At 50.1% G+C, this 24,794-nt stretch carries 26 protein-coding genes, 2 riboswitches and 2 other annotated features; of the genes, 9 read left to right on the forward strand and 17 right to left on the reverse strand.

Annotation, left to right across the window (positions count from 1 at the left end):
- From KNO99_RS01835 to mtnK, 4 genes are read right to left on the reverse strand one after another with little or no spacing between them, the layout of a single operon-like run.
- Positions 1 to 1,374, reverse strand: coding sequence for a sugar ABC transporter ATP-binding protein (locus KNO99_RS01835; RefSeq protein ID WP_214744738.1), 1,374 nt, complete (start codon positions 1,372 to 1,374; stop codon positions 1 to 3).
- Complete coding sequence (locus KNO99_RS01840; RefSeq protein ID WP_214744740.1) at positions 1,374 to 2,453, reverse strand: sugar ABC transporter substrate-binding protein; 1,080 nt, start codon at positions 2,451 to 2,453, stop codon at positions 1,374 to 1,376. The genes KNO99_RS01835 and KNO99_RS01840 overlap by 1 nt, the downstream gene beginning before the upstream one ends.
- Positions 2,446 to 3,480, reverse strand: a complete 1,035-nt coding sequence (gene mtnA, locus KNO99_RS01845; protein ID WP_214744742.1) for an S-methyl-5-thioribose-1-phosphate isomerase — start codon at positions 3,478 to 3,480, stop codon at positions 2,446 to 2,448. Before mtnA ends, KNO99_RS01840 begins: the two co-directional genes overlap by 8 nt.
- Positions 3,477 to 4,628, reverse strand: coding sequence for an S-methyl-5-thioribose kinase (mtnK, locus tag KNO99_RS01850; protein ID WP_214744744.1), 1,152 nt, complete (start codon positions 4,626 to 4,628; stop codon positions 3,477 to 3,479). Before mtnK ends, mtnA begins: the two co-directional genes overlap by 4 nt.
- A gap of 82 nt (positions 4,629 to 4,710) precedes the next feature.
- A riboswitch (SAM riboswitch) is annotated at positions 4,711 to 4,813 on the reverse strand.
- A 205-nt stretch (positions 4,814 to 5,018) separates the two neighbouring features.
- Positions 5,019 to 5,120, forward strand: a riboswitch (SAM riboswitch).
- Positions 5,121 to 5,190: 70 nt separating this feature from the next.
- On the opposite strand from mtnK, the gene KNO99_RS01855 reads away from it, so the two are divergent.
- The 4 genes from KNO99_RS01855 to KNO99_RS01870 are packed head-to-tail and all read left to right on the forward strand — an operon-like array spanning position 5,191 to position 8,153.
- A complete protein-coding gene (locus tag KNO99_RS01855; protein WP_214744746.1) occupies positions 5,191 to 6,345 on the forward strand; it encodes a 2,3-diketo-5-methylthiopentyl-1-phosphate enolase in 1,155 nt (384 codons plus the stop codon).
- On the forward strand, positions 6,342 to 6,992 hold the full coding sequence (locus KNO99_RS01860; protein WP_214744748.1) for a 2-hydroxy-3-keto-5-methylthiopentenyl-1-phosphate phosphatase: 651 nt from the start codon (positions 6,342 to 6,344) through the stop codon (positions 6,990 to 6,992). Before KNO99_RS01855 ends, KNO99_RS01860 begins: the two co-directional genes overlap by 4 nt.
- Positions 6,989 to 7,606: a methylthioribulose 1-phosphate dehydratase gene (locus KNO99_RS01865; protein WP_214744750.1), complete on the forward strand. Its 618-nt coding sequence runs from the start codon at positions 6,989 to 6,991 to the stop codon at positions 7,604 to 7,606. Before KNO99_RS01860 ends, KNO99_RS01865 begins: the two co-directional genes overlap by 4 nt.
- Before the next feature lie 13 nt (positions 7,607 to 7,619).
- On the forward strand, positions 7,620 to 8,153 hold the full coding sequence (locus KNO99_RS01870; RefSeq protein ID WP_214744752.1) for a cupin domain-containing protein: 534 nt from the start codon (positions 7,620 to 7,622) through the stop codon (positions 8,151 to 8,153).
- A gap of 33 nt (positions 8,154 to 8,186) precedes the next feature.
- Here KNO99_RS01870 and KNO99_RS01875 read toward each other — a convergent pair whose 3' ends face one another.
- The 3 genes from KNO99_RS01875 to KNO99_RS01885 all read right to left on the reverse strand — a co-directional run bounded on the left by KNO99_RS01875 (position 8,187) and on the right by KNO99_RS01885 (position 10,130).
- Complete coding sequence (locus KNO99_RS01875; protein WP_214744754.1) at positions 8,187 to 8,654, reverse strand: DUF4188 domain-containing protein; 468 nt, start codon at positions 8,652 to 8,654, stop codon at positions 8,187 to 8,189.
- Positions 8,626 to 9,192, reverse strand: coding sequence for a PadR family transcriptional regulator (locus tag KNO99_RS01880; RefSeq protein ID WP_214744756.1), 567 nt, complete (start codon positions 9,190 to 9,192; stop codon positions 8,626 to 8,628). The genes KNO99_RS01875 and KNO99_RS01880 overlap by 29 nt, the downstream gene beginning before the upstream one ends.
- A gap of 107 nt (positions 9,193 to 9,299) precedes the next feature.
- A complete protein-coding gene (locus KNO99_RS01885) occupies positions 9,300 to 10,130 on the reverse strand; it encodes a TerC family protein (protein WP_214744758.1) in 831 nt (276 codons plus the stop codon).
- Positions 10,131 to 10,383: 253 nt separating this feature from the next.
- Between KNO99_RS01885 and folE2 the strand changes: the two genes are divergently transcribed.
- The gene (gene folE2 / locus KNO99_RS01890; protein WP_214744760.1) at positions 10,384 to 11,295 is read left to right on the forward strand and encodes a GTP cyclohydrolase FolE2; all 912 of its coding nucleotides are present in this window, start codon (positions 10,384 to 10,386) and stop codon (positions 11,293 to 11,295) included.
- Between the two features lie 40 nt (positions 11,296 to 11,335).
- Here the strand turns inward: folE2 and KNO99_RS01895 are convergent, their stop codons facing one another.
- From KNO99_RS01895 to pta, 3 genes are all read right to left on the reverse strand, one after another.
- Positions 11,336 to 11,503, reverse strand: coding sequence for a hypothetical protein (locus KNO99_RS01895; protein WP_214745091.1), 168 nt, complete (start codon positions 11,501 to 11,503; stop codon positions 11,336 to 11,338).
- Positions 11,500 to 11,799: a rhodanese-like domain-containing protein gene (locus tag KNO99_RS01900; RefSeq protein ID WP_214744762.1), complete on the reverse strand. Its 300-nt coding sequence runs from the start codon at positions 11,797 to 11,799 to the stop codon at positions 11,500 to 11,502. The genes KNO99_RS01895 and KNO99_RS01900 overlap by 4 nt, the downstream gene beginning before the upstream one ends.
- Positions 11,800 to 11,903: 104 nt before the next feature.
- The gene (gene pta / locus KNO99_RS01905) at positions 11,904 to 12,893 is read right to left on the reverse strand and encodes a phosphate acetyltransferase (RefSeq protein ID WP_214744764.1); all 990 of its coding nucleotides are present in this window, start codon (positions 12,891 to 12,893) and stop codon (positions 11,904 to 11,906) included.
- Positions 12,894 to 13,231: 338 nt separating this feature from the next.
- Between pta and hemQ the strand changes: the two genes are divergently transcribed.
- Positions 13,232 to 14,008 carry a hydrogen peroxide-dependent heme synthase gene (hemQ, locus tag KNO99_RS01910; protein ID WP_214744766.1) on the forward strand — a complete coding sequence of 259 codons (777 nt, stop codon included), beginning with the start codon at positions 13,232 to 13,234 and terminating at the stop codon, positions 14,006 to 14,008.
- Between the two features lie 75 nt (positions 14,009 to 14,083).
- Positions 14,084 to 14,230: a hypothetical protein gene (locus KNO99_RS01915; RefSeq protein ID WP_214744768.1), complete on the forward strand. Its 147-nt coding sequence runs from the start codon at positions 14,084 to 14,086 to the stop codon at positions 14,228 to 14,230.
- A gap of 3 nt (positions 14,231 to 14,233) precedes the next feature.
- Here the strand turns inward: KNO99_RS01915 and KNO99_RS01920 are convergent, their stop codons facing one another.
- Entirely contained in the window at positions 14,234 to 15,172 is a 939-nt protein-coding gene (locus KNO99_RS01920) for an ATP-grasp domain-containing protein (RefSeq protein WP_214744770.1), read from the reverse strand.
- A gap of 152 nt (positions 15,173 to 15,324) precedes the next feature.
- Here KNO99_RS01920 and KNO99_RS01925 point away from each other — a divergent pair, with 152 nt between their 5' ends.
- Positions 15,325 to 16,815, forward strand: a complete 1,491-nt coding sequence (locus tag KNO99_RS01925) for a potassium/proton antiporter (protein WP_214744771.1) — start codon at positions 15,325 to 15,327, stop codon at positions 16,813 to 16,815.
- A 41-nt stretch (positions 16,816 to 16,856) separates the two neighbouring features.
- On the opposite strand, the gene trpA is transcribed toward KNO99_RS01925, so the two are convergent.
- Genes trpA through trpD form a run of 5 tightly spaced genes read right to left on the reverse strand, consistent with a single transcriptional unit; the run spans position 16,857 to position 21,082 of the window.
- Positions 16,857 to 17,624: a tryptophan synthase subunit alpha gene (gene trpA / locus KNO99_RS01930; RefSeq protein ID WP_214744773.1), complete on the reverse strand. Its 768-nt coding sequence runs from the start codon at positions 17,622 to 17,624 to the stop codon at positions 16,857 to 16,859.
- Entirely contained in the window at positions 17,621 to 18,808 is a 1,188-nt protein-coding gene (gene trpB, locus KNO99_RS01935) for a tryptophan synthase subunit beta (protein WP_214744775.1), read from the reverse strand. The genes trpA and trpB overlap by 4 nt, the downstream gene beginning before the upstream one ends.
- Positions 18,805 to 19,359: a phosphoribosylanthranilate isomerase gene (locus KNO99_RS01940; protein WP_214744777.1), complete on the reverse strand. Its 555-nt coding sequence runs from the start codon at positions 19,357 to 19,359 to the stop codon at positions 18,805 to 18,807. The genes trpB and KNO99_RS01940 overlap by 4 nt, the downstream gene beginning before the upstream one ends.
- The gene (trpC, locus tag KNO99_RS01945) at positions 19,335 to 20,096 is read right to left on the reverse strand and encodes an indole-3-glycerol phosphate synthase TrpC (RefSeq protein WP_214744779.1); all 762 of its coding nucleotides are present in this window, start codon (positions 20,094 to 20,096) and stop codon (positions 19,335 to 19,337) included. The genes KNO99_RS01940 and trpC overlap by 25 nt, the downstream gene beginning before the upstream one ends.
- Positions 20,093 to 21,082, reverse strand: a complete 990-nt coding sequence (trpD, locus tag KNO99_RS01950; RefSeq protein ID WP_214744780.1) for an anthranilate phosphoribosyltransferase — start codon at positions 21,080 to 21,082, stop codon at positions 20,093 to 20,095. Before trpD ends, trpC begins: the two co-directional genes overlap by 4 nt.
- A gap of 55 nt (positions 21,083 to 21,137) precedes the next feature.
- Positions 21,138 to 21,365 (reverse strand) — a binding site (T-box leader).
- A gap of 48 nt (positions 21,366 to 21,413) precedes the next feature.
- Positions 21,414 to 21,642 (reverse strand) — a binding site (T-box leader).
- A 194-nt stretch (positions 21,643 to 21,836) separates the two neighbouring features.
- On the opposite strand from trpD, the gene KNO99_RS01955 reads away from it, so the two are divergent.
- Complete coding sequence (locus KNO99_RS01955) at positions 21,837 to 23,198, forward strand: amino acid permease (protein ID WP_214744782.1); 1,362 nt, start codon at positions 21,837 to 21,839, stop codon at positions 23,196 to 23,198.
- 85 nt (positions 23,199 to 23,283) lie between these two features.
- Here KNO99_RS01955 and KNO99_RS01960 read toward each other — a convergent pair whose 3' ends face one another.
- On the reverse strand, positions 23,284 to 24,792 hold the full coding sequence (locus KNO99_RS01960) for a murein hydrolase activator EnvC family protein (RefSeq protein WP_214744784.1): 1,509 nt from the start codon (positions 24,790 to 24,792) through the stop codon (positions 23,284 to 23,286).
- Positions 24,793 to 24,794 lie beyond the last annotated feature (2 nt).

Genomic DNA, 24,794 nt, shown 5'->3' on the forward strand with positions numbered 1-24,794 from the left:
TCATGCGCCTCCTTTCTCTACAAATTGTCCACGGTCGAGCCAAAGAATCCGATTGGCGACCCGTTCGAGCTCATGTCGCTCACTCGACGTGAACAACACGGTCTTCCCTTGTTTCGCGAGTGCGACGACGCGTTCATACACATCTTGCTTCGCTGCGATATCAATCCCTTTTGTCGGTTCATCGAGCAGATAGATGTCCCGGTCGTCGAGTAGCCATTTGCTAAAGACGACCTTCTGCTGATTTCCACCACTCAGTTCACCGACCGTTTGTTTCACGTTCGCATAGCGGACACGAAGTGATGCCAGTACGTCAGAGACACCATCGGTCTTTCCTGCGACAGCAATCACGTTCCGCTCAATCGTCTCGTCTAGAAATAATCCGTGACGACGTCTCTCCTCTGGAACGAGTGCAAACCCTAAACGTACGGCGTCTGTCGGTTCTTTGATCACGTGTGTGGTTCCGTCAACCGTGATGGATTGACGAAGCCCAGAAAGACCGAACAAGGCTTCCACCAGTTCCGTCTTCCCGCTCCCCGTCAATCCTCCAATCCCGAGCACTTCCCCGCGGTACGCTTCAACGGAGAGATTCGTCCCGAACGCAGGGAGAGTCACCTGCGCGGACAAACGAATCTCCTCTTCAGGGGTTGCCTTCTCTTGTGTCCCTTCAAATGTCGTCCCACTCAAAAAGGTTTGAACGGCTTCCGTAGAAAGGGTTTGAAACGGTCCCTCATATACAACGCGTCCGTCTCGAAGAAACGTAGAGGTCGAGGTGACACGCGTGAGCTCATCTAAACGATGGGTGACCAACACGATGCCCACCCCTTCTGCCGCGAGCGTTTGTAGCAATTCAAGCAAGGCATCGGCATCCGTTTCCGACAAGGCGGCAGTCGGCTCATCGAGTAATAAATACTTGGCATCACTCTCAAGTGCCCGAGCGATGAGAAGACGTTGCTTTACGCTGAGCGGATAGTGACCGGCCGGACGCGTTGGATCGATGTCTAAACCGACCCGGGATAGCACGTCTTTTACCCGCTGTTTCAAAAGTTGTGGGCGAATCCGCTTCACCGTCTGCCATGGGAGAACATTTTCGTATACAGGCAAGTCCAAATAGAGCGCATCATCCACTTCTTGCGATACGGTGATGATGCCTTGACGAATCGCTTCCGTCGGTCTGAGTCGGATGGTCGTCCCGTCAATGGATAGTTCGCCGGACGTCGGTTCGACCGTTCCGTTCAGCAGTTTGATAAGCGTACTCTTACCCGCCCCGTTCAGACCCAGGAGTCCATGAATGTCTCCCGGTTTTAGGCTGAACGACAGTTGATCGAGTACGGTCACGTCACCATACTGTTTCGTGATTCGTTCCAAGCGAATCATCAGTCATTCTCCTTCATCCAGTCCGACCATGCCGCATTCGACTCACCCCAACCCTTAACGTACTGTCCGAGGTCATTCATCGTGACAGGCTCATCTGGCAAGACGTCACGGTCCACTAAATATGGATCAACCGAGTGAATCGAAGGGGTTTCTTCTCCGACCACTTTTTGATAAGCGTAACGGACTTGAATGCGACCAATTTCAGCAGGATCCGTCGCGGCCGTCACGCCCCACGGACTCCCGTCTTCTTGCATAAGTTGTAGGTCTTCGTCACTCAAGTCAATCCCGTAAACGGCAATCTCGTCACGTCCTGCCTGCTTGATGGCACGGCTCGCCCCTTTTGCGAACTCATCCCACATCGCAAACACCGCATCGATTTCGCCTTCCGGATACTTCTTCAAAATCGCCTCCATCTGACTTTGTGTATCGAGCGCCGTATTGTTCGTCGCCGAACCAAATTTCGCGACTTCTTGGATGCCCGGGTAACGTTTCAAGAACGCGTCATAAATCGTATGACGACGTTCCATCGGGGTGAACCCACCGACCCAAATCGTGACGATGTTCCCTTCGCCGTCCAAATCTTCAGCGAGAGCTTTAAGTGAACGCCAAGCGAGGGAATAATCATCTTGGTCGATGACCGTCACCCCTTCATTCGTTAAATCGTTGTCGAATGCGACGACTTTGATGCCCTTATCGAGCGCCCGTTGAACAGGCTCTTTCAAGGCATCAGCACGTCCGTGGTCAATCAAGATCACATCGACACCTTGCGTCGTTGCCGTATCGACGTAACTCGCCATCTTCGACAAATCATTATCGGCGTTGTACACTTTCATGCTTCCACCGAACGCTTCGACTTGATCGGTCACCCCTTCGATATATTGCGAAGAAAATGTCCCAATCGACATTTGCATGACGAGTGCGACCTCTAGGTCTTTCGGAAGCGTCTCATTTGATACGCTGACTGTTTTTGCCTCCGTTTTATTTGTTGTCGCGGTCGTTTTCGGTTGGGCCTGTTCGTTCGTGCATCCGGCAAGTGCTAAGATGACGGTCAACAGGAAGAAGATGATTTTTTTAGACATATGCGTTTCCTCCTACGTGTTGTACAATGACCGACTCGGTCGGTTCGAGCACACCTGTCTCTGTGATCAGACCGGTGATGAGTTCTGGTGGGGTCACATCAAACGCCGGATTGAAGACGGTGATGCCGACGAGTGCCGTCGGGTGTCCCCCGATATGTGTCACTTCATGTGCGTCCCGTTCTTCGATTTGAATCGTGTCGTCTGCTTCCAAATCAAACGTCGAATGCGGGGCTGCCACATAAAACGGGATACCGTAATGCTTCGCCAAAATTGCGAGCTGGAGTGTCCCAATCTTGTTGGCCGTATGACCGGTACGAGTGATGCGGTCCGCCCCGACGATGATGGCATCGATTTGTTTCGTCTGAATCGTCCACGCCGCCATGTTATCCGTGATCAATGTGACGTCGATGTCTGCCCGGTCGAGCTCCCACACCGTCAACCGTGCCCCTTGAAGCAGTGGACGCGTTTCCGACGCGAATACACGAAACGGGATGCCCCGCTCTTTTCCGACATAGAACGGCGCGAGCGCGGTACCGTACCGTGACGTCGCGATAGCACCGGCGTTACAAATCGTCAACACGTTCCCACCAGCAGGTAACACGGTCAACGCATGCTCACCAATCGTGCGATACGTGGCCACGTCTTGTTCATAGATTTCAATCGCACGCGCCTTGATGGCTTTTGCGATCTGCTCAAAGTCTTCCCCCACATTTAGTCGAAGGAGTGATTCGATGACATGTTGTAAGTTGACCGCTGTTGGTCTTGTCGCAATCAACCGTTGGCCGACCTGGTCCAATTGGCGGTGAAAATATAAATTGTCCTGGAGACGTGATGCCTCTTTCGCGAGGACGAACGCCCCAAAGTAAGCGATGGCCGGTGCTCCCCGAACTTGAAGCGATTTGATCGCCTGTTCGGCCTGTTCGAGCGTTATCACTTCGACATAGCGCTCTTCTTGCGGCAACTGTGTCTGATCTAAAATCGTCAACACTTCCGTGTCGGCATCGAAATGTATGCTTTGCACACTCATACCCGCACCTCCGATAGGACTGGAATCAGCTGATCGATGGATTGAATCTGATGACGCTGTTTGATGAGACGCGTGCCAAGTTCTAGGGCATGACGTTTCCGTTCGATGCGCAGGTCATCCGGCAATGTCTCTAAGTCGGCGACGCCCGCTAGACCGGCCGTCCGCCGAATCAATTCGCAGCCTGCGTAGCCGATGGCATCACTTAAAATCGATGGCAACAGTTCATCCACGAAACCTACCGTGTTGAACGGCTCGACTGCCTGTGTGAAGCGTGTACGGAACGTTTTCTCGAACGTCTCCCAAACAGTGAGCACTTCTGTGAAGCGTTCGAACCGCTTCAACGGATGCGCATATGTCGAGAACACCAAGTGAGCGATGATTTGACCGATGTCAAAACCGAATGGGCCGTAAAACGCAAACTCAGGATCGATGATTTTCGTTTCTTGACGCGTCGCAAAAATGCTTCCTGTATGTAAATCCCCATGTAGCAACGCTTCGTGTTTAGTCACGAACCCGACCTTCAATTTCGTCACTTCAATTTTCAAGGCGAGGTCTGACCAAAGCTGCTCCACGTCTAAACGAAGAGCCGTTTCGATTTGATTCGATTCTGCATCACGATACGGATCAGTGAAGATCAGTTTTTCTGTGATATCGCATAGCTCTGGATTGTAATACTCTTTTTCGATTTGTTTCTTGGCGAGCGGTCCTTTCGCATAGTCAGATGTCGCAAACAACGTTTCCCCGAGGAATGTACCGACGTGACGCGCCAAATTCGGATAGCTCTCTCCTTTTAGGAAACCCGTCCGGACGATTTCAAACGCTGACAAATCTTCTAAAATCGTATAGGCGAGTTCACGGTCGCTACCGAGTACATCTGGTACGAATTGTGGTACGACTTTTGAAAACTCACGGAGTGCCAGTTGTTCGATCCACGAACGGTCAAGCGTGAGCGGCCAGCTCTCTCCAACGACTTTTGCGTACGGCAACGCCTGTTTCACGATTAATGACGTTTCTCCTTGACGAATGCGAAAGACGAGATTTAAATTTCCATCTCCGATTTCCTCACATTCTGCAATCCCCTCTTCTAGTAACCCCAACTGTCGAACGTGTTCGACGACACTTTGTTCTGTAAACGCCTCATAAGCCATGATGATTTTCCCCTTTCTTGAATCTATGCATGAAAAAAGCCCCTTTCTCCGCGAGAAAGAGGCACACCCAAATTGGTTGTTCCTCTCATCTTTCAGACATATGTCTGGTGGATGTAGCACCGTGCCAAATGGTCGGTTGCTGCGGCGTCGTAGGGCCAATTCCCTCTGCCAACTCGCGATAAGAGTAAATGATGTAATTGTGTTTGACGTGTTGAGACGAATATTACGGACTAGGCACGCTAGTTGTCAATCCTCTATTTTCGGTCGACTCCCTATTTTTGACACGCATATATAGAAACATTATTTTCAAACTTTTTTTCTCAAAAAAAGGAATTGACGAGTGAGCGATTCTATGTAAAAATTCAATTAAATTTCACAACTTCACAACTATTCTTATCAAGAGCAGACGGAGGGACAAGCCCGATGATGTCGCAGCAACCGACCAGAGATGGCACGGTGCTAATTCTTGCAGCTATCGCTGAGAGATAAGAGTTCATTGTTTTCGAATGACCTCTTGCCAAGCCAAGAGGTCATTTTTTGTTTGACCTGAAAGGAGGAACTTATGGGAATCATCGCTACTTATGAAATCAAACATACCGATCACGTCGAACGCGTGGCTGAAAAAATCGCACATGAGCTGACTGTCGGGACATGGACCGAATTGAACCATCTCGAGCAGCATCAACTACAGGCGTTCCGCGGTGAGGTCATCGATACCTTCCAACAGGAAACGACGAGTCGTTTCTCGATTCGTTACCCGCTACATAATGTGACGCCGGACTTTTCGTCCATTCTGACGACGACATTCGGAAAGCTGTCGCTCGACCCAAGCGTCCAACTTGTCGACCTAACGCTCCCAGACGAGCTCGAATCGGACTTTCCGGGTGCCGCATTCGGAGTCGAAGGTGTCCGCGACATCCTTCGCGTACACGACCGACCGCTCGCCATGAGCATCTTCAAAGGCGTCATCGGGCGTGACCTTAATTTTTTGGCGACACAACTTCGTGACCAGTTTACAGGTGGCATCGATCTCGTGAAAGACGATGAGATTTTATATGACAACCCGCTCACCCCATCGATCGAACGGGCTCGAATCGGAGCATCAATCATTCAAGAACATCAAGAACTGACGGGTCGTTCCGTTCTATACGCCGTCACGTTGAGCGGACCCGTTTTCACCTTACGCGATCAGGCAAAACGTTTGATCGAAGCGGGCGCGACCGCACTGTTGTTCAATGTGTATACGTACGGGCTCGACGCATTACGAGAGCTCGCCAAAGATCCTGAGATTCACGTCCCGATTTTGGCACATCCCGCTTTCGCGGGAGCGTTGACCGGATCGATTCGTCATTCCCTCCTTTTCGGGAAACTGATTCGACTCGCCGGGGCGGACTTGACGCTCTTCCCGTCGCCATATGGTTCACTCTCGACACCGAAAGACGAAACACAACAGATTCAAACGTATGCGACGGAATCCCATTGGACGAAACCGATTCTGACGGTCCCGTCTGCCGGGATTCACCCAGGACTCGTTCCGGATTTGATTCGTGACTTCGGAACGGATGTCGTCATCAATGCAGGCGGTGGGATTCATGGGCATCCCGACGGTGCGGTTGCCGGTGCGAGGGCATTCCGCCAAGCAATCGATCAGGCAATCGGTAAAACGAGCGAGACCGATGCGTTATCGACTGCGCTAAATGCGTGGGGTGCGCGATGAGTACGCACATCATCTGTGACTTCGACGGGACCATCACGGAAGAAGATAACATCATCGCGTTGATGCGACGCTTCGCCCCACCTGAATGGGTCGAACTCAAAGATGGTGTTTTGAACCAAACGCTCTCCATTCGAGAAGGCGTTGGTCAAATGTTTAACTTACTCCCGAGTCATCAGCTAGCTTTATACCGCGACTTTCTGCAGTCGACCATCACGCTTCGACCAGGGTTTGTCGAGTTTTTACAAGAGACAGAGTCGCACGGCTTTCGATTCGATGTCGTCAGTGGAGGCATGGACTTTTTCGTCCATCCGATTCTAGAAGGTCATGTCGCACCGGAACACATCTACTGCAATCACGTTGATTTTTCAGAATCGACAGCGCGCGTCACATGGCCTCATTCATGTGATGCCCATTGTTTGAACGATTGCGGATGTTGCAAACCGACGATTGCCCGACAGATTGTCGCACCTACCGACACGTTGATTGTCATCGGGGACTCCGTCACCGATTTTGAAATCGCCAAACGTGCCGACGTCGTGTATGCGCGCGGTCAACTGATTTCGCTATGCGAGGCGGAAGGACTCCACTATGTTCCGTTCGAGACATTCTATGACATTTCAGCTCACATGAAAGGAGTGAACGTATGACCGTACAAGAACGATGGATTGAACTTGCCGACATTAAAGACGAGCTTGCCGCACGGGACTGGTTCCCTGGGACGAGTGGCAACTTGGCAATCCGCGTATCGGATGACCCGTTGACGTTCCTCGTGACAGCAAGCGGTCGTGATAAACGGAAGCGTACGGATGAAGACTTCGTCCTCGTCGATGCGACCGGTCAATTGATTGGAGAACAGTCAGGCAAACCGTCCGCGGAGACGTTGCTGCACGTCGAAATCTTTAACAAGACGAACGCAACCTGTTCCCTTCACGTGCACACGGTCGACAATAACGTCATCTCAGAACTTTACGCGGCGAACGGACATGTCACGTTCACGGGTCAAGAAATCATAAAGGCACTCGGCTATTGGGAGGAAACGGCAAGCGTCCAAATCCCGATCATCGAGAACCATGCGGATATCCCGACGCTCGCCCGTGCATTTGCCCCACATGTCACAAGCGATGCCGGTGCCGTCCTCATCCGGAACCACGGGATCACCGTTTGGGGAGAGACGCCCGCTGCAGCAAAACGTTATTTAGAAGCATATGAATTTTTATTTAGCTACTCATTAAAATTACGCGCCTTAGGCGTCCATTCATAAGGAGGAATTCAACATGGCAACGATTTATTTTCAACAAACCGAAGAACGTGTCAGTGATCAACAAGAGGTACGTGACTTTTTAGACTCACGAGGCATCCTTTACGAAGCATGGGATATCGCGAAATTACCAGCTTCCCTTCAAGAAAACTATCAACTGACAGACGAAGACAAAGCCGTCATTTTATCGACGTTCCAAGACGAGATTCAAGACGTATCGACGCGACGTGGTTATCAAACGGCTGACGTTATTTCCTTATCTGATGCGACGCCAAACTTAGACGAACTGCTCGTCAACTTCCAAAAAGAACATCACCATACGGACGACGAGGTTCGATTCATCGTTAGTGGTCACGGCATCTTTGCGATTGACGATGCAGAGCGCGGATACTTTAATATCGAGCTCAATCCGGGTGACCTCATCTCGGTTCCGGTCAACACGCGTCATTACTTCACGTTGCAAGAAGACCGCCAAGTCGTCGCCGTTCGTATTTTCGTGACGACCGAGGGCTGGGTGCCGATTTACGACAAAGAAAATGTGAATGCATAATAAAAACGGGCAGGTGCGTCATGCATCTGTCCGTTACTTTTGCTCGTGTAAAGACCGTTCACCCAATCGCTCTTTTGCCGAATTTCTTCCTTTGCCTACATCCACAGTACCAAGCGCTTTACCGAGACCACGATCCGGTAGATTGACATACATCGTCTCATAATTACTCACTGCGTACGTTTCGTGGAAAATACCAACGACATCCGTCGCCCTTGCCTTTTGATTGAATGCTTTCCACGCCTCAAGATGCGTGTTCCCGTGCGCATAGTCGAGTAATTCATCTGTTGACCGCCAATATTGAATCAACGTGACCGAGCGCCAACCAATCGTCAGATCATGTGACAGAAAGCCAAGTTCCTTCTGTGTATACAATTCTTTCAGCATGGCCGGCATGGCATTGAAGACCGGCCACCATTTTCGAATCGATCGCAAACGATTCACTCGTAAGCCAATGACAAACACCACTACTTCTTCATTCGGGACGGCCATTTTGCGTGCCATTATCTTCTCCTCCTTTGAGGGTGATCACAGCTGCTTCACACCATTCAATCAATGCATTTGTTTGACGCTTTCCATAATCGAGTGTTAACAGCCAATAAACGGCATCAGGTGAATGCGAGTCATTCGTTTCAATCATCGTCTCGATGGCTTCATACGTCTCTAGTCGTTCTCGAAGCAGTCGTTCATGATGTGTAATTTTGCTGAGCGTTTGTTCCATCGTGTCATGTCGAGCGAAGAACAATTTTAGCAAAAGCTCATTCCGTTGAACCGGTAACGCATCCGGTTTTTCTGCAATCCATTGCCTCAACTCGTCGTGACCGCTTGACGTCAGCTCGTATGCTTTCCGTTCATTGTCTTCTACCTGATGAATCAACCCTTCTGTTTCTAACGTCCGGAGCATCGGATACACTTGACCGAAACTAATTTTCCAAAAGTGGTTGAGGCTACGGTCGATCATCTGTTTCATGTCATATCCTGTTCGACACTCCGTCGTCAGTAAGCCTAGAACAGCGTATCGTGTCATATTTTCACGAGGCATTCGACCCCTCCTATCTAAAAGATAGTATCTATTTGATATATTCCCTCGTATCACAGAAATGAAAACAAAAAAAGCGTACTTCCCGTGAGAAGATACGCTTTTGGAGATTATGCTTGTTTTGCTGTTGGTTTCGATGAGAACCAGCCCCATGTCGCAATCCCGACCATGACTGACCAGAAGAAGATGGTCCAAGCTGTCGAGTGGACGAATCCGTCTGGGAGTCCCATGAATTCGAACGGCGTACCCGCAATCAATTCTTTGAAGCCTGGGTGTTCCAGTACAAGAACCGTCAACTTGACCCCGACCCAACCGACGATGATGAAGGCGGCCGTTTCGAGGGATGGGCGTTGATGAAGCAACTTGACAAAAATACGTGCCGCGAATCGCATCAAGACGACCCCGATGAGTCCACCTGTCAAGACGACGAAGAACTGACCTGAGTCAATCCCACCGATTTCTCCGAGACCAAGCGGTTTGACACTCACAGCGAGCGCGACTGCTGCCAAGATCGAGTCGACCGCAAAGGCGATGTCCGCAAACTCAACTTTCGCAACAGTGAGCCAAAACTCTTTCTTCGATACCGGCTTTTCTGTGACAGCCGTCTCTTCTTTCGCTTCAGCCGCCAACTCCTGCTGCGGCTCCATCTTTCTCGCCTTATAGGTCATATACAGGTGTCGCGCACTCATTCCGATTAAGTAAAGTGCACCGAGTGCCTGTACTTGCCATACGTTGATCAAGAACGAGATCAAGAACAATGCGATAAATCGGAAGACGAACGCCCCTAAGAGTCCATAGAACAATGCCTTCTTCTGCTCTGTACGCGGCAAGTGTTTGACCATGACGGCCAAGACGAGCGCGTTGTCTGCAGATAACAAGCCTTCCAAACCGACGAGTACGACGACGATCCAGGCATACTGCAGGACTAGCTGCCAATCCATAAAAACATCTCCTTTTTCTTTCAGTTCCTTCATATTTAATAGTGATCTATTTTTTAAGTTCACAAGACCATTTTATTCCCGTTCACAAAGTAAATCAATCCTCTTTGTTCAATATCTGAAGGATTTTTTTGCGATTGCATATTGAAAACATGTTATGAGAGCAAAATCATACCCGTTCAGCCATCATTTCGTGATAAAATCCTAACAAGAACGAGTGGTCCTTTGAACCGCTCTAAAAAAGGAGAATCCGATTATGTCTACAAGCCATGTCGCTTTACCTACTAAAGCAGAACGACATAAATTGTTCGGGTCGGTCCCACCGATTAAAGGAACAAAGCCGACCGAGAAAGAACAGATGGTCGATTTACAAAATACACCGAAAAACTTCTTATTCGCCCTCGACAGTGTCGGCATCTCAAATGTGAAGCACCCTGTGAACGTCGAGACGCCAGAAGGGGTCCAATCAACGGTCGCTACATTCGAATTGACGACATCGCTCGTTCAAGACCGTAAAGGAATCAACATGTCTCGTTTGACGGAACAGCTCGACGCGTACCATCAACAAGGGTGGACGGTATCGAACCGTTCGTTGATCGAGTTCGCACAGGAGCTCGCCGAGCGTATGGAACAAACGGAAGGCCAATTGACAATCCGTTACCCATGGTTCTTCACGCGTAAAGCACCTGCGACAGGTCTTAGCGGTTTGATGAACGCGGACGTCATGCACCGTGTGACGTACAACCTTGAAACGGGCGTCGCAAACGTGACGGTCGGTCTCGTCATCAACGTCACGACGCTTTGCCCATGTTCAAAAGAAATCAGTGAGTACAGCGCCCATAACCAACGTGGGTACATCACGATCGAAGCAGGTCTTGATGAGACGTCGATGGACGGATTCGACTGGCGTGCAGCACTTCTCGATGCAGCAGAGTCGAACGCCTCAGCACCACTTCACCCTGTCCTCAAACGTCCGGATGAGAAACGTGCGACTGAAATCGCGTACGAAAACCCACGTTTCGTAGAAGATATGGTCCGCTTGATCGCGGCTGACTTGTACGAGATGAAACAAGTCTTGAACTTCTTCGTCGAATGCCGTAACGAAGAGTCGATTCACCAACACGATGCCATCGCATCGATCACATTCGATAAGCGTCAAGACGCATAAAAAAATGCGGAACCTCTGTTAAAGAAGGTTCCGCATTTTTTTATAGACTTGTCACGAGTTCAATCGTCAATAAAATGATGATGAGCATCACCCAGACTGCCCAGACGAGTCGCCACTTCTCCCAGTCAAATCGCTTCATCACCGCATAGACCGTGAGGTAGAGCGCGATGAGAAGCGGTACGACGACCCAAGGATTATCTAACATCACGCTTCAATGTCGCCATCCCAAGCGAGCATCCCACCGTCGACGTTGATGACTTTGTAGCCTTGCGACTCTAAGTAATCACATGCTGTTTGACTTCGTCCACCTGAGCGACAGATGACGTGATACACATTGTCTTGTGCCAACTTTTCTGTCACATGTGGGAATTCAGATAGTGGATAGAGTGGTACGTTCGGGATATGTCCTGCATCATACTCATCTTGTTCGCGCACATCGATGATATGGAGAGACTCCCCGTTCTCTAACTTTTCTCGTAATTCTGTCGCATGAATGCTTTGCATACATAGCTCCCCTTTCGATAATGGATTCCTCTTATAGTTTACCTCAGCTCCCCTTCAAAAAAACACAAAAAAAGCACCCTTCAATCAAGAAGGATGCTCCCAACTTACGCTTCGTTGCGCTCGTCGATTGCTTGTGCTGCCGTGATGAGTGTCAATTTGTAGACGTCCTCTTCGTTACAGCCACGTGATAAGTCGTTCACTGGTTTGTTGAGACCTTGAAGGATCGGACCGATCGCTTCGAATCCACCGAAACGTTGAACCATCTTGTAGCCAATGTTTCCTGCTTCAAGACTTGGGAAGACGAATACGTTCGCCTTACCAGCAACGTCAGAACCCGGTGCTTTCTTCGCCGCTACGCTAGGGACGAATGCCGCATCGAATTGAAGTTCTCCGTCGATTGGAAGGTTCGGTGATTTTTCTTTCGCAAGACGTGTCGCTTCCACGACTTTCTCTGTTTCAGGTGACTTCGCAGAACCTTTCGTCGAGAAGCTGAGAAGCGCGACTTGTGGGTCGATGCCGAATGTCTTCGCTGTCGCTGCCGACAAGAACGCGTTCTCTGCTAAGTCTGCCGCGTCCGGTGCGATGTTGATTGCACAGTCCGAGAAGACGTATTGCTCGTCGTCACGTACCATGATGAACACACCTGACGTCTTTTTGATCCCTGGTTGCATCTTGATGATTTGAAGTGCCGGACGTACCGTATCGGCCGTCGCGTGCATCGCGCCTGAGACAAGACCTTCTGCTTTTCCTGTATGAACGAGCATCGTTCCGAAGTAGTTCACGTCTGATGTGAGGAGTTCGCGCGCTTGTTCAGCTGTCGCTTTCCCTTTACGACGCTCGACGAATGATTCGACAAGAACATCGATGTCTTCGTATGTCGCTGGGTCGTATTGTGTCAAACCTGAGATGTCAAAACCGTGTTTTGCCGCAACCGCTTCGACGTCTGCTTTCGCACCGACGACGATCGGTTCTACCATACCGTCCGCCTTTAATCGAACAGCCGCTCCAAGAACACGCTCATCGACGCCTTCAGGGAAGACGATCGTTGGACGAATCGGACTGACTTTTTGCTTCAACGTTTCAAATAATTTCATAACGAATGAACCCCTTTTCTCAATTTACAGCATGACTGCTAGTGGTTTTGCCGTTGACTTGTGTCTTTACGCGATTTCAATTATACACAGTACCCTTTTTAAAATAAACTATTCTGCCCATTTCGCCATAAATCGCTTAGAATCAATCATTATATGAATAGAACAGTTTTGACAAATCGACTGATACAGCCATTTTTGTAGCCGTTTTCATGTTTCTGTCCTCTGTTCTTTACCCTTCGTGAATCGTGATAACCCTCACAGTGTCTCAAAGTTGCCAGTCAGTGAAGTGTGTATGGTAAAATAGACGGCGAAGCCAAGTCCCGAAAGGAGATTTTTTTATGTCAGAACGTCCAGTACCTACAACAGATACACAACATGCCGCCGCCACGTTAGACGGATGGTATACACTTCATGATTTCCGCACAATCGATTGGGCTCGATTGAAGCTCGTCGACGCCGAGAAGCGTCAACAGATGATTGACGAGTTCACCGCGTTCCTCACTTCTCTTGAAGAAGTCGAAGCAAAAGGTGAAGGAAGCCATGCCTTCTACTCGATTCTCGGTCAAAAGGCAGATCTCGTCTTGATGGTGCTTCGCCCGACATTCAACGACCTTGAAGACGTCGAGCGCGCATTCCGCAAAACAGCGCTATACGACTATATGATTCCGTCGTATTCGTACGTATCGGTCATCGAGCTCGGTATGTATCGTGGATCTGGAGATGGGGACCCGTATCAAAACCCTCATATCCGCTCACGTCTCTACCCGACACTTCCAAAAGCCGCACACATCTGTTTCTATCCGATGAGCAAGGCTCGTCGCGACGGCGACAACTGGTACATGTTGTCGATGGATGAGCGCAAAGACCTCATGTATCGCCACAGCATGATCGGTCGTAGCTACGCCGGTAAGATTCAGCAGTTCATCGGTGGGTCGACTGGATTCGACGCATGGGAATGGGGCGTCACGCTCTTCGCTGAAGATTCACTTCAGTTCAAGAAGATCGTCTACGAGATGCGCTTCGATGAAGTGAGTGCGAAATACGGTGAGTTCGGCGACTTCTACGTCGGAAACATCTTACCGAAAGAAAATTTGAGCACATTCTTTAGCGTGTAAAAGGTTTACGCGTATAGCACCTCGGGAATTAAGGATGATGTAAGCAAGTAATCCTGATTAACGAGGTGAACAACGATGCGCGTGTTTAAAGAAACCGATCGTGACACTGCGGAACGTTTAGATTCGTTCATCGAACGAATGGCACCGACAGCAGAATTAGTCCAAAATCGATTTGAAGAGCAACTCAAACATACACAGCAAAAGGGTCAGGCGAGCGCCTGACCCTTATTTTGTCGTGGTGACGTGAAGTGCGTCGCCTAAGAAAGTAGCCAATTCAAGCATCCCATAGCGCCCTGCTTTCGCTTCAGCGTCGGAATTATAATTCGTATTCGTATTGACGTCGTAGGCGTAGACGTTACCGTCTCGGTCTCGGATAATCTCAATTCCGGCGATATCAATCTCATTCGCTTTCAGGAACTGTTCAAGCTGTGAAATGATCGGGTCATCGAACCCTTCGACGATTTCAAACTTCGCCGGTGGCGTCTCCCCGACTGGGCAGAACTGGTCTTCAATCGAGCAGGCATCTGCCGGGCAGAGCTGGAATCCTTCCGATGTATCGACACGCACCGCATAAAGGAACTTCCCACCGATGAATTCACAACGGGTAATATACGGCTCTGGGGCTTCGATATATTGTTGGATGAGCGTGATGCCGTCAACCGAGTCCTCAAACGAGGGACCATATACATATTCCTTCAATCCTTCGATCGTATGGAACAATTGGACACCAAGTCCTTTTCCGGCACGATTATGTTTCGTGATGAACGGTGTCATGTCTAGCTTTTCGGCCGCCTCGATGATTTGGTCTTTACCGACCGCCGCAATCGTCTTCGGCACACGAATCCCTTCGCGGCGAAGCGCCGTGTACTGATTGACTTTGCTTACTTCTAGGCGGATGGCACGCGTTTCGTTGAACACGGTACGGTCATGCGCTTCTAGCCAAGCGAGGACACCTTCCGTCAATTCAGGTGCGTACCGATGCCCGCGTGTGTGCGAAGAAGCACTCATGCGATTATAAAAGACACCTTCCGGGGGCGTTGATTCGAGATCAATCGTTCCTTGGTCCAAGTGCCATAGTTCATAAGGCAACTGTAGTTCTTCTAAGCGATGAACCAGATGGTTCGTCCATTCTTCGTTCTCATGAATGACGTGAATTTTAGACATCATCATCCCTCCCTATTCTTGTTCTCACTTTACCATATCCATAACTTATAATTCCAATGTGTAAGGTTGGTCTAATCGTCAATTCTGAAATATCAGACGATTTCATGGTACAATGAACCTAAGAGTATTGTTTTGGAAAGGAAGTGTTGTGTTTGCCCATACCTGTCATCAGTACGGATGTACTCATTTTACTCTTCGGTCTACTCCTTGTAGCCGGTGTCATGGCGACGCGAATCTCGACTCGCTTTGGCTTGCCTGCCTTGATCTTGTTTATGGGAATCGGCATGATCATGGGAAGTGATATTACCGGTCTCATCTTCTTCGACGACTCCAACCTAGCACAGCTGATCGGGGTTGCCGCCCTGATTGTCATTTTGTTTGAAGGGGGTCTTCAGACGAAATGGTCATCTATTCGGAGTGTTCTCGCGCCAGCTGCCTCACTTGCGACGTTTGGTGTCTTAATCACCACGACCGTCGTCGCGGTGGCCGTTCGTTTCGTATTTGGTTTCGATTGGATTGAATCTTTCTTATTCGGTGCGATTATCGGTTCGACCGACGCGGCGGCCGTCTTCGCTGCATTTAAAGGAAAGAACATCTCACCGAAAGTCGGTGCGACACTCGAAGCCGAGTCCGGCACGAACGACCCGATGGCGATGTTTTTGACGATTCTCGCCCTCGACTTCATGATGAAGCCGGATACGACCATCTGGGACGGGATTTGGATGTTTGTCCTTCAAATCGTTGTCGGGGCGCTGATTGGTGTACTGTTTGGTCAACTATCTCGTTTGATGATTAATCATTTGCAACTTGATTCAAGTGGACTTCATGCAGTTCTCATGATTTCAATGGCATTTTTCACTTACGGTGCCGCAACTTATTTGTCTGGTAGCGGACTTCTCGCTGTATACTTGACTGCCATGATTATCGGAAACGCACATACGGCCCACGAAGTGACGATTCTTCAATTTTCAGAAGCACTTGCATGGATCATGCAAATCATTATGTTCGTCATCCTCGGGTTGCTCGTTTTCCCTCGACAACTCATCGAACCGGACTTGATTTGGAAAGGTCTACTCATTTCATTCGTCCTCATGTTCTTGGCTCGACCGATTGCCGTTTATCTATCAACACTTGGCATGTCATTCACGAGAAAAGAGAAAATGTTCATCTCTTGGGCAGGTCTAAAGGGAGCTGTTCCTATCGTCTTAGCTACCTTCCCTCTAATCGCAGGAATTGAAGACAGTCAGCTCTTATTCAATGCCGTCTTCTTCGTCGTCGTGACGAGTGCCTTGATCCAAGGGACGACGTTGACACCGCTCGCTGAAAAATTAAACCTTCTTGGTCCCGATAAATTGAAACCGCCATATACGATTGCTCTCGTTTCTTGTAAGCAGTCGCAATATCAACTTGCCCCTTATGTGGTCACCGATCGATCATCACTAATCGGTAAGACGCTAGCGGACATCACGCTCCCACCGAACACCGTCGTGAACGCCATCGTCCGAAACGAATATTTGATTCCACCGAATGGACAAACATCGATTGAAGAAGGCGACCTACTATATGTGCTCGCCTCGATGTATCGCCATGATCAACTCGACCAAACATTTGGTGAAGACGGTCTCGACCGAGTGGAACTATGAGTAAACGAATAACCGGCGCCTCTTTTGAAGCGCCGGTTTTCTTACGCATGTATGTGCTTTGCCGATTGGATCAATGTCTCAACATCGCCTGTTCGTCCTTCATGGAGTGCCTCGACGATGAAGCTCCCGACGACAACACCATCACATGCTTGTCCTAACGTCTGCACTTGCTCCGGACGGTGTACGCCAAATCCTGCCAAGACAGGAACCCGTGACTGCTCTGTCAATCGAGTCAAATAGGCGAGTAACTCGTCCGGGAACACATCCGCTTTCCCAGTCGTTCCTTTGAGCGTGACCGCATAGACGAATCCTTCTGCTTTCTCTAAGATGGATGTCGTACGTTCTTCACTACTCGTCAATGTAACGAGTGGGATAACGGCGACGTCATGCCGGTCGATATTCGCGAACAATTGAAGACTCTCTTCAAACGGGAGATCCGGAATGATGACCCCACTTACACCACATTCGTTCGCCCGGTCAAAGAACGGTTGAATCCCGAACCGAAACACTGGATTCAAGTATGTCATCAAGACGATTGGAACGTTAAATTGATCATTTCCTTCTATTAAATGGTTCAATACCATTTCAAGCGTCACACCTGCTTCAAGAGCACGCATTCCTGCCGCCTCAATGATTGGACCATCTGCCACCGGGTCCGAGAAAGGAATTCCGAGTTCAATCGCCGTCGCACCCATCCGTTCTAGTTCTACGATGGTCGGGATGAGTCGGTCCATTCCGCCATCACCAGCCATGATATACGGGACGAATGCTGCCCCTTCTCGCTGTCGAATTGCTGTCTCTAGTTTCATCGTGTCGCCACCTTCTCTCGGATTGTGTGAACGTCTTTGTCTCCGCGCCCTGATAAACAAATCACCAATGTTTCGTCTTCACCCATCGTCTTCGCGAGCGTCTCCGCATAAGCGAGAGCATGTGAGGATTCTAAGGCAGGAATGATGCCTTCTTGGCGGCTGAGTGCGAGACACGCATCGAGCGCCGCGTCATCCGTGACGGCTGCGTATCGCACTCGTTCGATGTCTTTCAAGAAGCTGTGCTCCGGTCCTACCCCCGGATAGTCGAGCCCGGCTGAGATCGAATGTGCTTCCTCGATTTGGCCGGCCGCGTCTTGTAAGACATACATGAGCGAACCATGTAGGACACCGACTTCCCCTTTCGTAAGGGTTGCCGCGTGTTTATCTGTATCAATACCACTGCCCGCCGCCTCGACACCGTAGAGGGCGACCGACTCATCGTTCAAGAACGGATAGAACATACCCATGGCGTTGCTTCCTCCTCCGACACAAGCGACGACGGCGTCTGGGAGACGTCCGGTCTGTTCGAGGATTTGACGACGCGTCTCTGTTCCAATCACGCTTTGGAAATCACGAACCATCTGCGGGAACGGGTGTGGTCCAAGTACTGAACCCATCACGTAATGCGTATCGTCGACATGTTTGACCCAGTAACGAAGCGCTTCATTGACGGCATCTTTTAACGTACGGCTGCCTGATTTGACAGGGACGACTTTCGCTCCGAGCAGTTCCATCCGAAAGACGTTCAACGCTTGGCGCTCGACGTCGACCTCACCCATGAAGATGGTGCACTCTAAATCGAGTAATGCACATACCGTCGCAGTCGCGACGCCGTGCTGACCGGCACCTGTCTCCGCAACGACTTTTTGTTTCCCCATCCGTTTCGCAAGGAGCGCCTGCCCAATCGTGTTATTGATTTTGTGGGCACCGGTATGGTTCAAGTCTTCCCGTTTCAAATAGACGTTCGTCCCGAGGCGACGACTCAAATTCGACGCATAGTAGAGAGGTGTCTCACGTCCCACGTATTCGCTTAATAAAGAAGAGAAGCGTTCTTGAAACTCAGGGTCTTGCTTCGCCTCTTCGTAAGCGACCTCTAATTCTTCGACCGCTTGCATGAGCGTCTCCGGAATGTACTTTCCACCGTATTGTCCAAATTTCCCGTTCACTGGTTGTGCATACATCATAGTTCCTCCTTGGCCCGTTGAATGAACGCGCGAATTTTTTCGATATCTTTCACACCGTCCGTCTCGACACCGCTCGATACGTCGACGCCGTCTGGTTGAATCGTTTGAATCGCTTGTCTCACATTATCTGGGGACAGGCCGCCCGCCAGCCAAAATGGACGTTTCGGCCGGTCGATTGCGTCCCAGTCTAATACTTGCCCACTTCCCGGATTCGGATGATCCATCAATCGGACATCCGCCGTCTCCTCGATCGACGCATCGATAATCGGTAACCCGAAGATGCGGAGTTGTTCCATTGATTGCGTTCGATGGTGAATTTGTAAATCCGTCAGTCCTACGTCCAGCGCTTGCTCGATGTCTTCCATTGAAGGACTTAAAAATACACCAACGATCCGAACCGATTGTGGGATGTGTGCGGCTAATCTCTTCGCAGTCGTCACGTCGATTTGTCGAGAACTCGGGGCGAATACGAATCCGATGGCATCCGCTCCCGCCTCGACCGCCGCTTCGACCGCTTCTTCTGTCTTTATTCCACAGATTTTAACGAACATGTTTTCAACTCCTCGAGTAGCCGTGTCGGGTCTTCTTCACGCATGAGTGCTTCCCCGACGAGAATAGCGCTTGCCCCGGCTTCTTGTAAGCGTGCAGCTGCCTCGACCGTGCTGACACCACTTTCGCTGACGAACGTGACGTCGGGGTAGCGTTTCATCAAATCGATCGATGTCTCGAGGGATACCTCAAACGTTTTTAAGTCTCTGTTATTGATGCCGATCAACACGTCATCAAGTTCGAGCGCGATGTGTAACTCCGCCTCGTCATGTACTTCAACTAGGACGTCGAGGCCGATCGAGCGGGCATATCGTGTCAACTCATGGAGACGTGTCGGATGAAGGGCCGCCACGATGAGAAGTGCGACACTCGCCCCGTAATGCTTCGCATAGTCGAGTTGTCGTTCATCGATGATGAAATCTTTACAGAGCACCGGGATTGTGACGACGTCGGCGACTTGTCGTAAATCGTCAAAGGAACCGTTGAAATACGTTTTGTCTGTCAGAACGGAAATCATCGTCGCACCGGCTTGTTCATATTGACGCGCCCGTTCGGCGACGTCGACCGTTTCTCGAATCATTCCTTTTGAAGGAGACGACCGTTTAATTTCCGAGATGATATGGAATCCATCATTCATCATATTTAAAAGAGCGATCGGTTTTGTCACAGCAACATCAATGGGCTGCATGCGACTGACCTCTTCGATTTTCGTTCCGATGATTTTCGTTAAATAACTCATGCCTCTACCTCCGTACGTTGTAATTGTTGTAACACGCGCAATGCGTGTCCTTCGTCAATGCTTCGTTTCGCCTCTTTCACTCCCTCCCGGAGCGTTGAAGTCGTGCCGTACGTACAAAGGGCCAGCGCCGCGTTCAGTAAGACGACGTCTCGTGCTGGACCGGTTTCTCCGTTCAACACGGCGAGCAGTGTCGCGGCGTTCTCTTCCGGTGTCCCTCCGCGTAATGCTTCGAGCGGCGCCCGCATCAAGCCGACATCTCGTGGGTCGACCGCGTAACGCGCCGTCTGTTCCCCATCAAAGAAGTACACATCGTTCACGCCAGCAAGGCTCGCTTCATCGAGGCCTCCCGCACCGTGTACGACCATGCCACGCTCTACGCCAAGATGCCGCATCGCGGTCGCCATTTTCTCAAGTAGCGACGGATGATAAACACCGATCAATTGCCGTTTCGGACGAAGCGGATTCGTCAACGGCCCGATTTGATTGAAGATGGTCGCTGTCGCGAGTCGTTTCCGGACCGGCATGACGTGCTTCATAATCGGATGGACATGTTGGGCGAAGAGGAAACTCAAATTCGTTCGCTTCAAGTCAGCATGTACTTCTTCTGCCGTCTTCACGATTGGAACGTTCAATGCCTCGAGGACGTCGGCGCTTCCGGATCGACTCGATACGCTTCGGTTTCCGTGTTTGGCGACCGGAATGCCGAGACCGGCTAGGACGAACGCGACGGTCGAACTGATGTTGAACGTGTGCGCCCCATCGCCGCCAGTACCACACACATCGAGTACCGGTAAATCAGTCGGGGGGAACTGTGCCGCTTCACGGATGTACGCTGCGAGTCCCGCCATCTCTTCTGCCGTCTCCCCGCGTTCTTTCATCGCGAGTAGCACACGTTCGATTTGCGCCTCATCCGCTTGGAACATCTCGCTTGCTGCCACTTTCATATCTGCTGTTGATAATGCGTTTGTCTCCAATTGTTGAATCATCGTCTGTTCCCCCTCTAAAAATGTGTATAAAAAAACTCCACACGACAGTCGTCGTATGGAGGACGGTTTGAGACCGCGGTGCCACCTCTCGTTGATTCCAAAGAATCCACTCTCCGATGCAATCACATCGTATCCCGATAACGGGGGAAACCGTCACGACCTACTTCATTCAGCCATGCTCTCATGAGCCCATTCACGCGGACGCCTCGGTCAGGATCTCACCACCCCTGACTCTCTGGACGAAACGTCTTCTCGCGCTACTCTTCTCAATCCTCGATTTGTGTTATTGAAACGAAAAAGGGGTCACCCGTCTCCTCATAGCTTACGCTACAAGAAGGACGAGTAACCCCGTGGTGCCACCTTCGTTGGTTCTACAGAACCCACTTCACGGACAATCATCCGCTTCCCCGTGATAACGGTGGGTAACCCGCTAAAGCCTACTCAATGTTCGGTTTAGAGCTCAGAAGTCCATTCGCGACGTCCTATATACTGATTCGCACCACCCATCAGCTCTCTGTCATACAGGATTCGTCGTTACTTCTCTTCGTCGACGCCTTTATTCGTTTCAGTTAAGTTAACTCGTACTATACAGGGCGGATGAATCCCTGTCAAATAAAAAAATTAAAAAAACTTTGCCTCTATATGTGCACTCGAAAACAGGGAACCTTCACCGATTTTTCGAATTGACATCGTTTTTTTCCGTCTGCTATAGTCGTCCACAACAACATTTCACTCAACTAAAGGAGAATCGATTTTGGAAACAAACAAACTAAAACGTGAGCTGTCCACCCGGCAACTTACGATGATTTCCCTCGGGAGTGCCATCGGAACCGGGCTTTTCCTCGGAAGCGGTCTTGCCATTCAAACCGCTGGTCCGAGCGTGCTCGTCAGCTATGCCATCGGGGCGTTCATCGTCCTCTTACTCATGGGTGCACTCGCCGAAATGACGGTCGCTCATCCAACATCCGGATCATTCGGAACGATTGCCGAGCGTTATGTCCATCCACTCGCAGGTTTTCTCGTCCGTTACTCTTACTGGGTCGCGAACGTACTGGCTGTAGGGGTTGAAGTCAGTGCCATCGCCATCTATATGCGTTACTGGTTCCCGGATGTGAACGGGTTCGTTTGGGTCGCCCTCTTCGGTGGACTACTCATTTACGTCAACGCCCGTCACGTTCATACGTTCGGAACAACCGAATACTGGTTATCATTCATCAAAGTCACCGCCATCATCCTCTTCATCGTCCTTGGTGCCGCTACATTGTTCGGCGAACCAGGATCACCGATTGAATCGATCACGACAGGAAACGAAGGATTCTTCGCTTTCGGATTTTACGGGATGTGGGTGACGATTTTCATTTCCCTCTTCAGTTTTCTCGGGACCGAACTCGTTGCCGTCACTGCAGGTGAAGCGAAAGACCCGGACCAGGCAGTACCTCGCGCTTTACGCGCTACCGTGTTCCGCTTGACGTTCTTTTATGTCGTCACGCTCGCCATCATGCTCATGCTCATCCCATGGCAGCAAGCAGGGATTGATCAAAGTCCGTTCGTGCTCGTCATGGAACAGTTTGATGTGCCGTTCGCGGCAGGCATCCTCAACTTTGTCATTTTGATTGCTGCCTTGTCTGCGATGAACGCACAGCTCTATGCGTCGACACGTATGATGTACTCACTCGCGGAAGCCGGTGATGCACCGCAAGCATTCAAAACAATCAGCAAAAATGGCATCCCGATGTTCGCGCTACTCGTTTCAACGGGCGGGATCGTCCTTGCCGCTTTACTACAAGTATTCATGGAATCGTCGTATCCGTTCTTAATGGGAATCTCGATGTTCGGAGCCATTTTCACTTGGTTCATGGTCTTCGTCTCCCACTTGTTCTTCCGTAAGAAATGGACTGGGCGAAAACTCCCTGTCCGTATGATGGGGTACCCGTTCCTCCCATTGCTCGGAGCAGTCTTACTCCTCAGCCTGATGATTACGACATGGTTCACCGACTTCAATATTTTGCTGAAGTTCGGGATCCCTTGGTTAGTCGGGTTGACGATTATCTATTACGTGCGTGAACAAATGCGTAAAAAACAAGATCGTCCAAGCGATATCGAACAAGCCAACTAACAAGCATCCCTTCGCGACAGCGGAGGGATTTTTTGTACGCACAAAAGCCCCTTTCGCAATCGAAAGGAGCTTTCTGTATGAGGCATCAGAAGAACTGACGCGGGTTGACTGTGCTACCTGCGCTCGTTGCCGAGTATGAGTAGCCCCCTTTATGAATCTCAAAGTGCAAGTGCGGACCTGACGAGTTCCCTGTGTTTCCAAGTGTTCCGATGTTTGATCCTTGCGTCACACGCTGTCCTGAGCTGACCGATACTGAGTTCATGTGCGCATAGACCGTTGTCCAAACTTGACCGTTGATGACATGCGCGATCATGACGTGGTTCCCGTATGCGCCACCCCAACCTGCACGAATGACCGTACCTGTCGCAGATGCGCGAATCGGTGTCCCTGTTGGACCAGCGATGTCTACACCGTTATGGAACGTGTAACCATATGCACCGCTCGCAGGACCCCATCCTTGTGAGTAGCGTCCTGAAGCCGGTTGAATGAACATCGAGCTAGACGGTGCTGGTGTCGACGTCGTCGGTGCCGGTTTTGGCGCTGGTGCTGGTGCTGGCTTCGGTGCCGGCGCCGGTTTTGGTTCAGGTTTTGGTGCTGGTGTTGATGAAGTCGCGTTGTTTGAAGACGACGAAGACGGGGTATTCGTCTTATTGTCCTGCTTCTGTTGTGCAGCTTCACGAGCCGCTTCCGCTTCTCGTGCTGCCTCTGCCTTACGAGCAGCCTCAGCTTGACGTGCAGCTTCTGCTTGGCGTGCTTCTTCTGCTTTACGTGCCGCCTCTTGACGAGCTGCTTCTTCAGCACGACGACGAGCTTCCTCTTCTTCACGACGTTGTGCTTCGATTTCAGCCGCAATTGCCTGTTCTTGTGCGACTAAAGTCGCTTCAATCTCTTGAAGGTCGAAAATTTGCGATTCGAACTTAATGTTCTTCTCTTCAAGCTCTTTGATGCGTTTTTCACGTTGCTTCATTTTCTTCTCAAGCTCGGCTTGACGAACTTCAAGTGCTTTTTGCTGTTCGAGAAGTGAAGCGCGTTCTGCTTTCAAGTCAGCCTGTGCTTCTTTCAACGACTTTTGTGTCGCTTCATAGTCATCGAACAATTCTTGGTCACTTCGCTGGATTGTTCCAGCCGTGATCATACGCGTGACGAGGTCAGAGAGGTTTTTTGAACCGAAGATGAATTCAGCCCAGTTGATCGAGCCGCCACCGTTCTTTTGCATCGTGGCCATCCGTTCTTTCATCATTGCTTCTTGTGCCTTCATTTTTTCTTGGTAATCTTTAATGTCGGCTTCAAGATCCTCGATTTTCATCTCGGTACGCTTGATTTCTTGGCGTTTCATCGCGACATCATTGATGATGTCTTGCAATTGTGCGTCCATTTTATTGACCTCTGCCTGAACTTTTGAAATCTCTTCTTTGTTCACTTCAATCTTTGAGGACGTGTCGGCTTGGTCTTTTTTCACGCTATTGCGTTTTTCTTGTACTTTTTGTTGTTCTTCTTGCTTTTCTTTAATCGAAGTCGATGCATCGGCAACTGTATGTGTGCTGATGAGCATCACACCAAGCGTCAGCGTCGAGACTGTGCGTTTCCAATTCATGA

The sequence above is a fragment of the Exiguobacterium sp. s189 genome (assembly GCF_018617615.1).
Taxonomy (GTDB): Bacteria; Bacillota; Bacilli; order Exiguobacteriales; family Exiguobacteriaceae; genus Exiguobacterium; species Exiguobacterium aestuarii_A.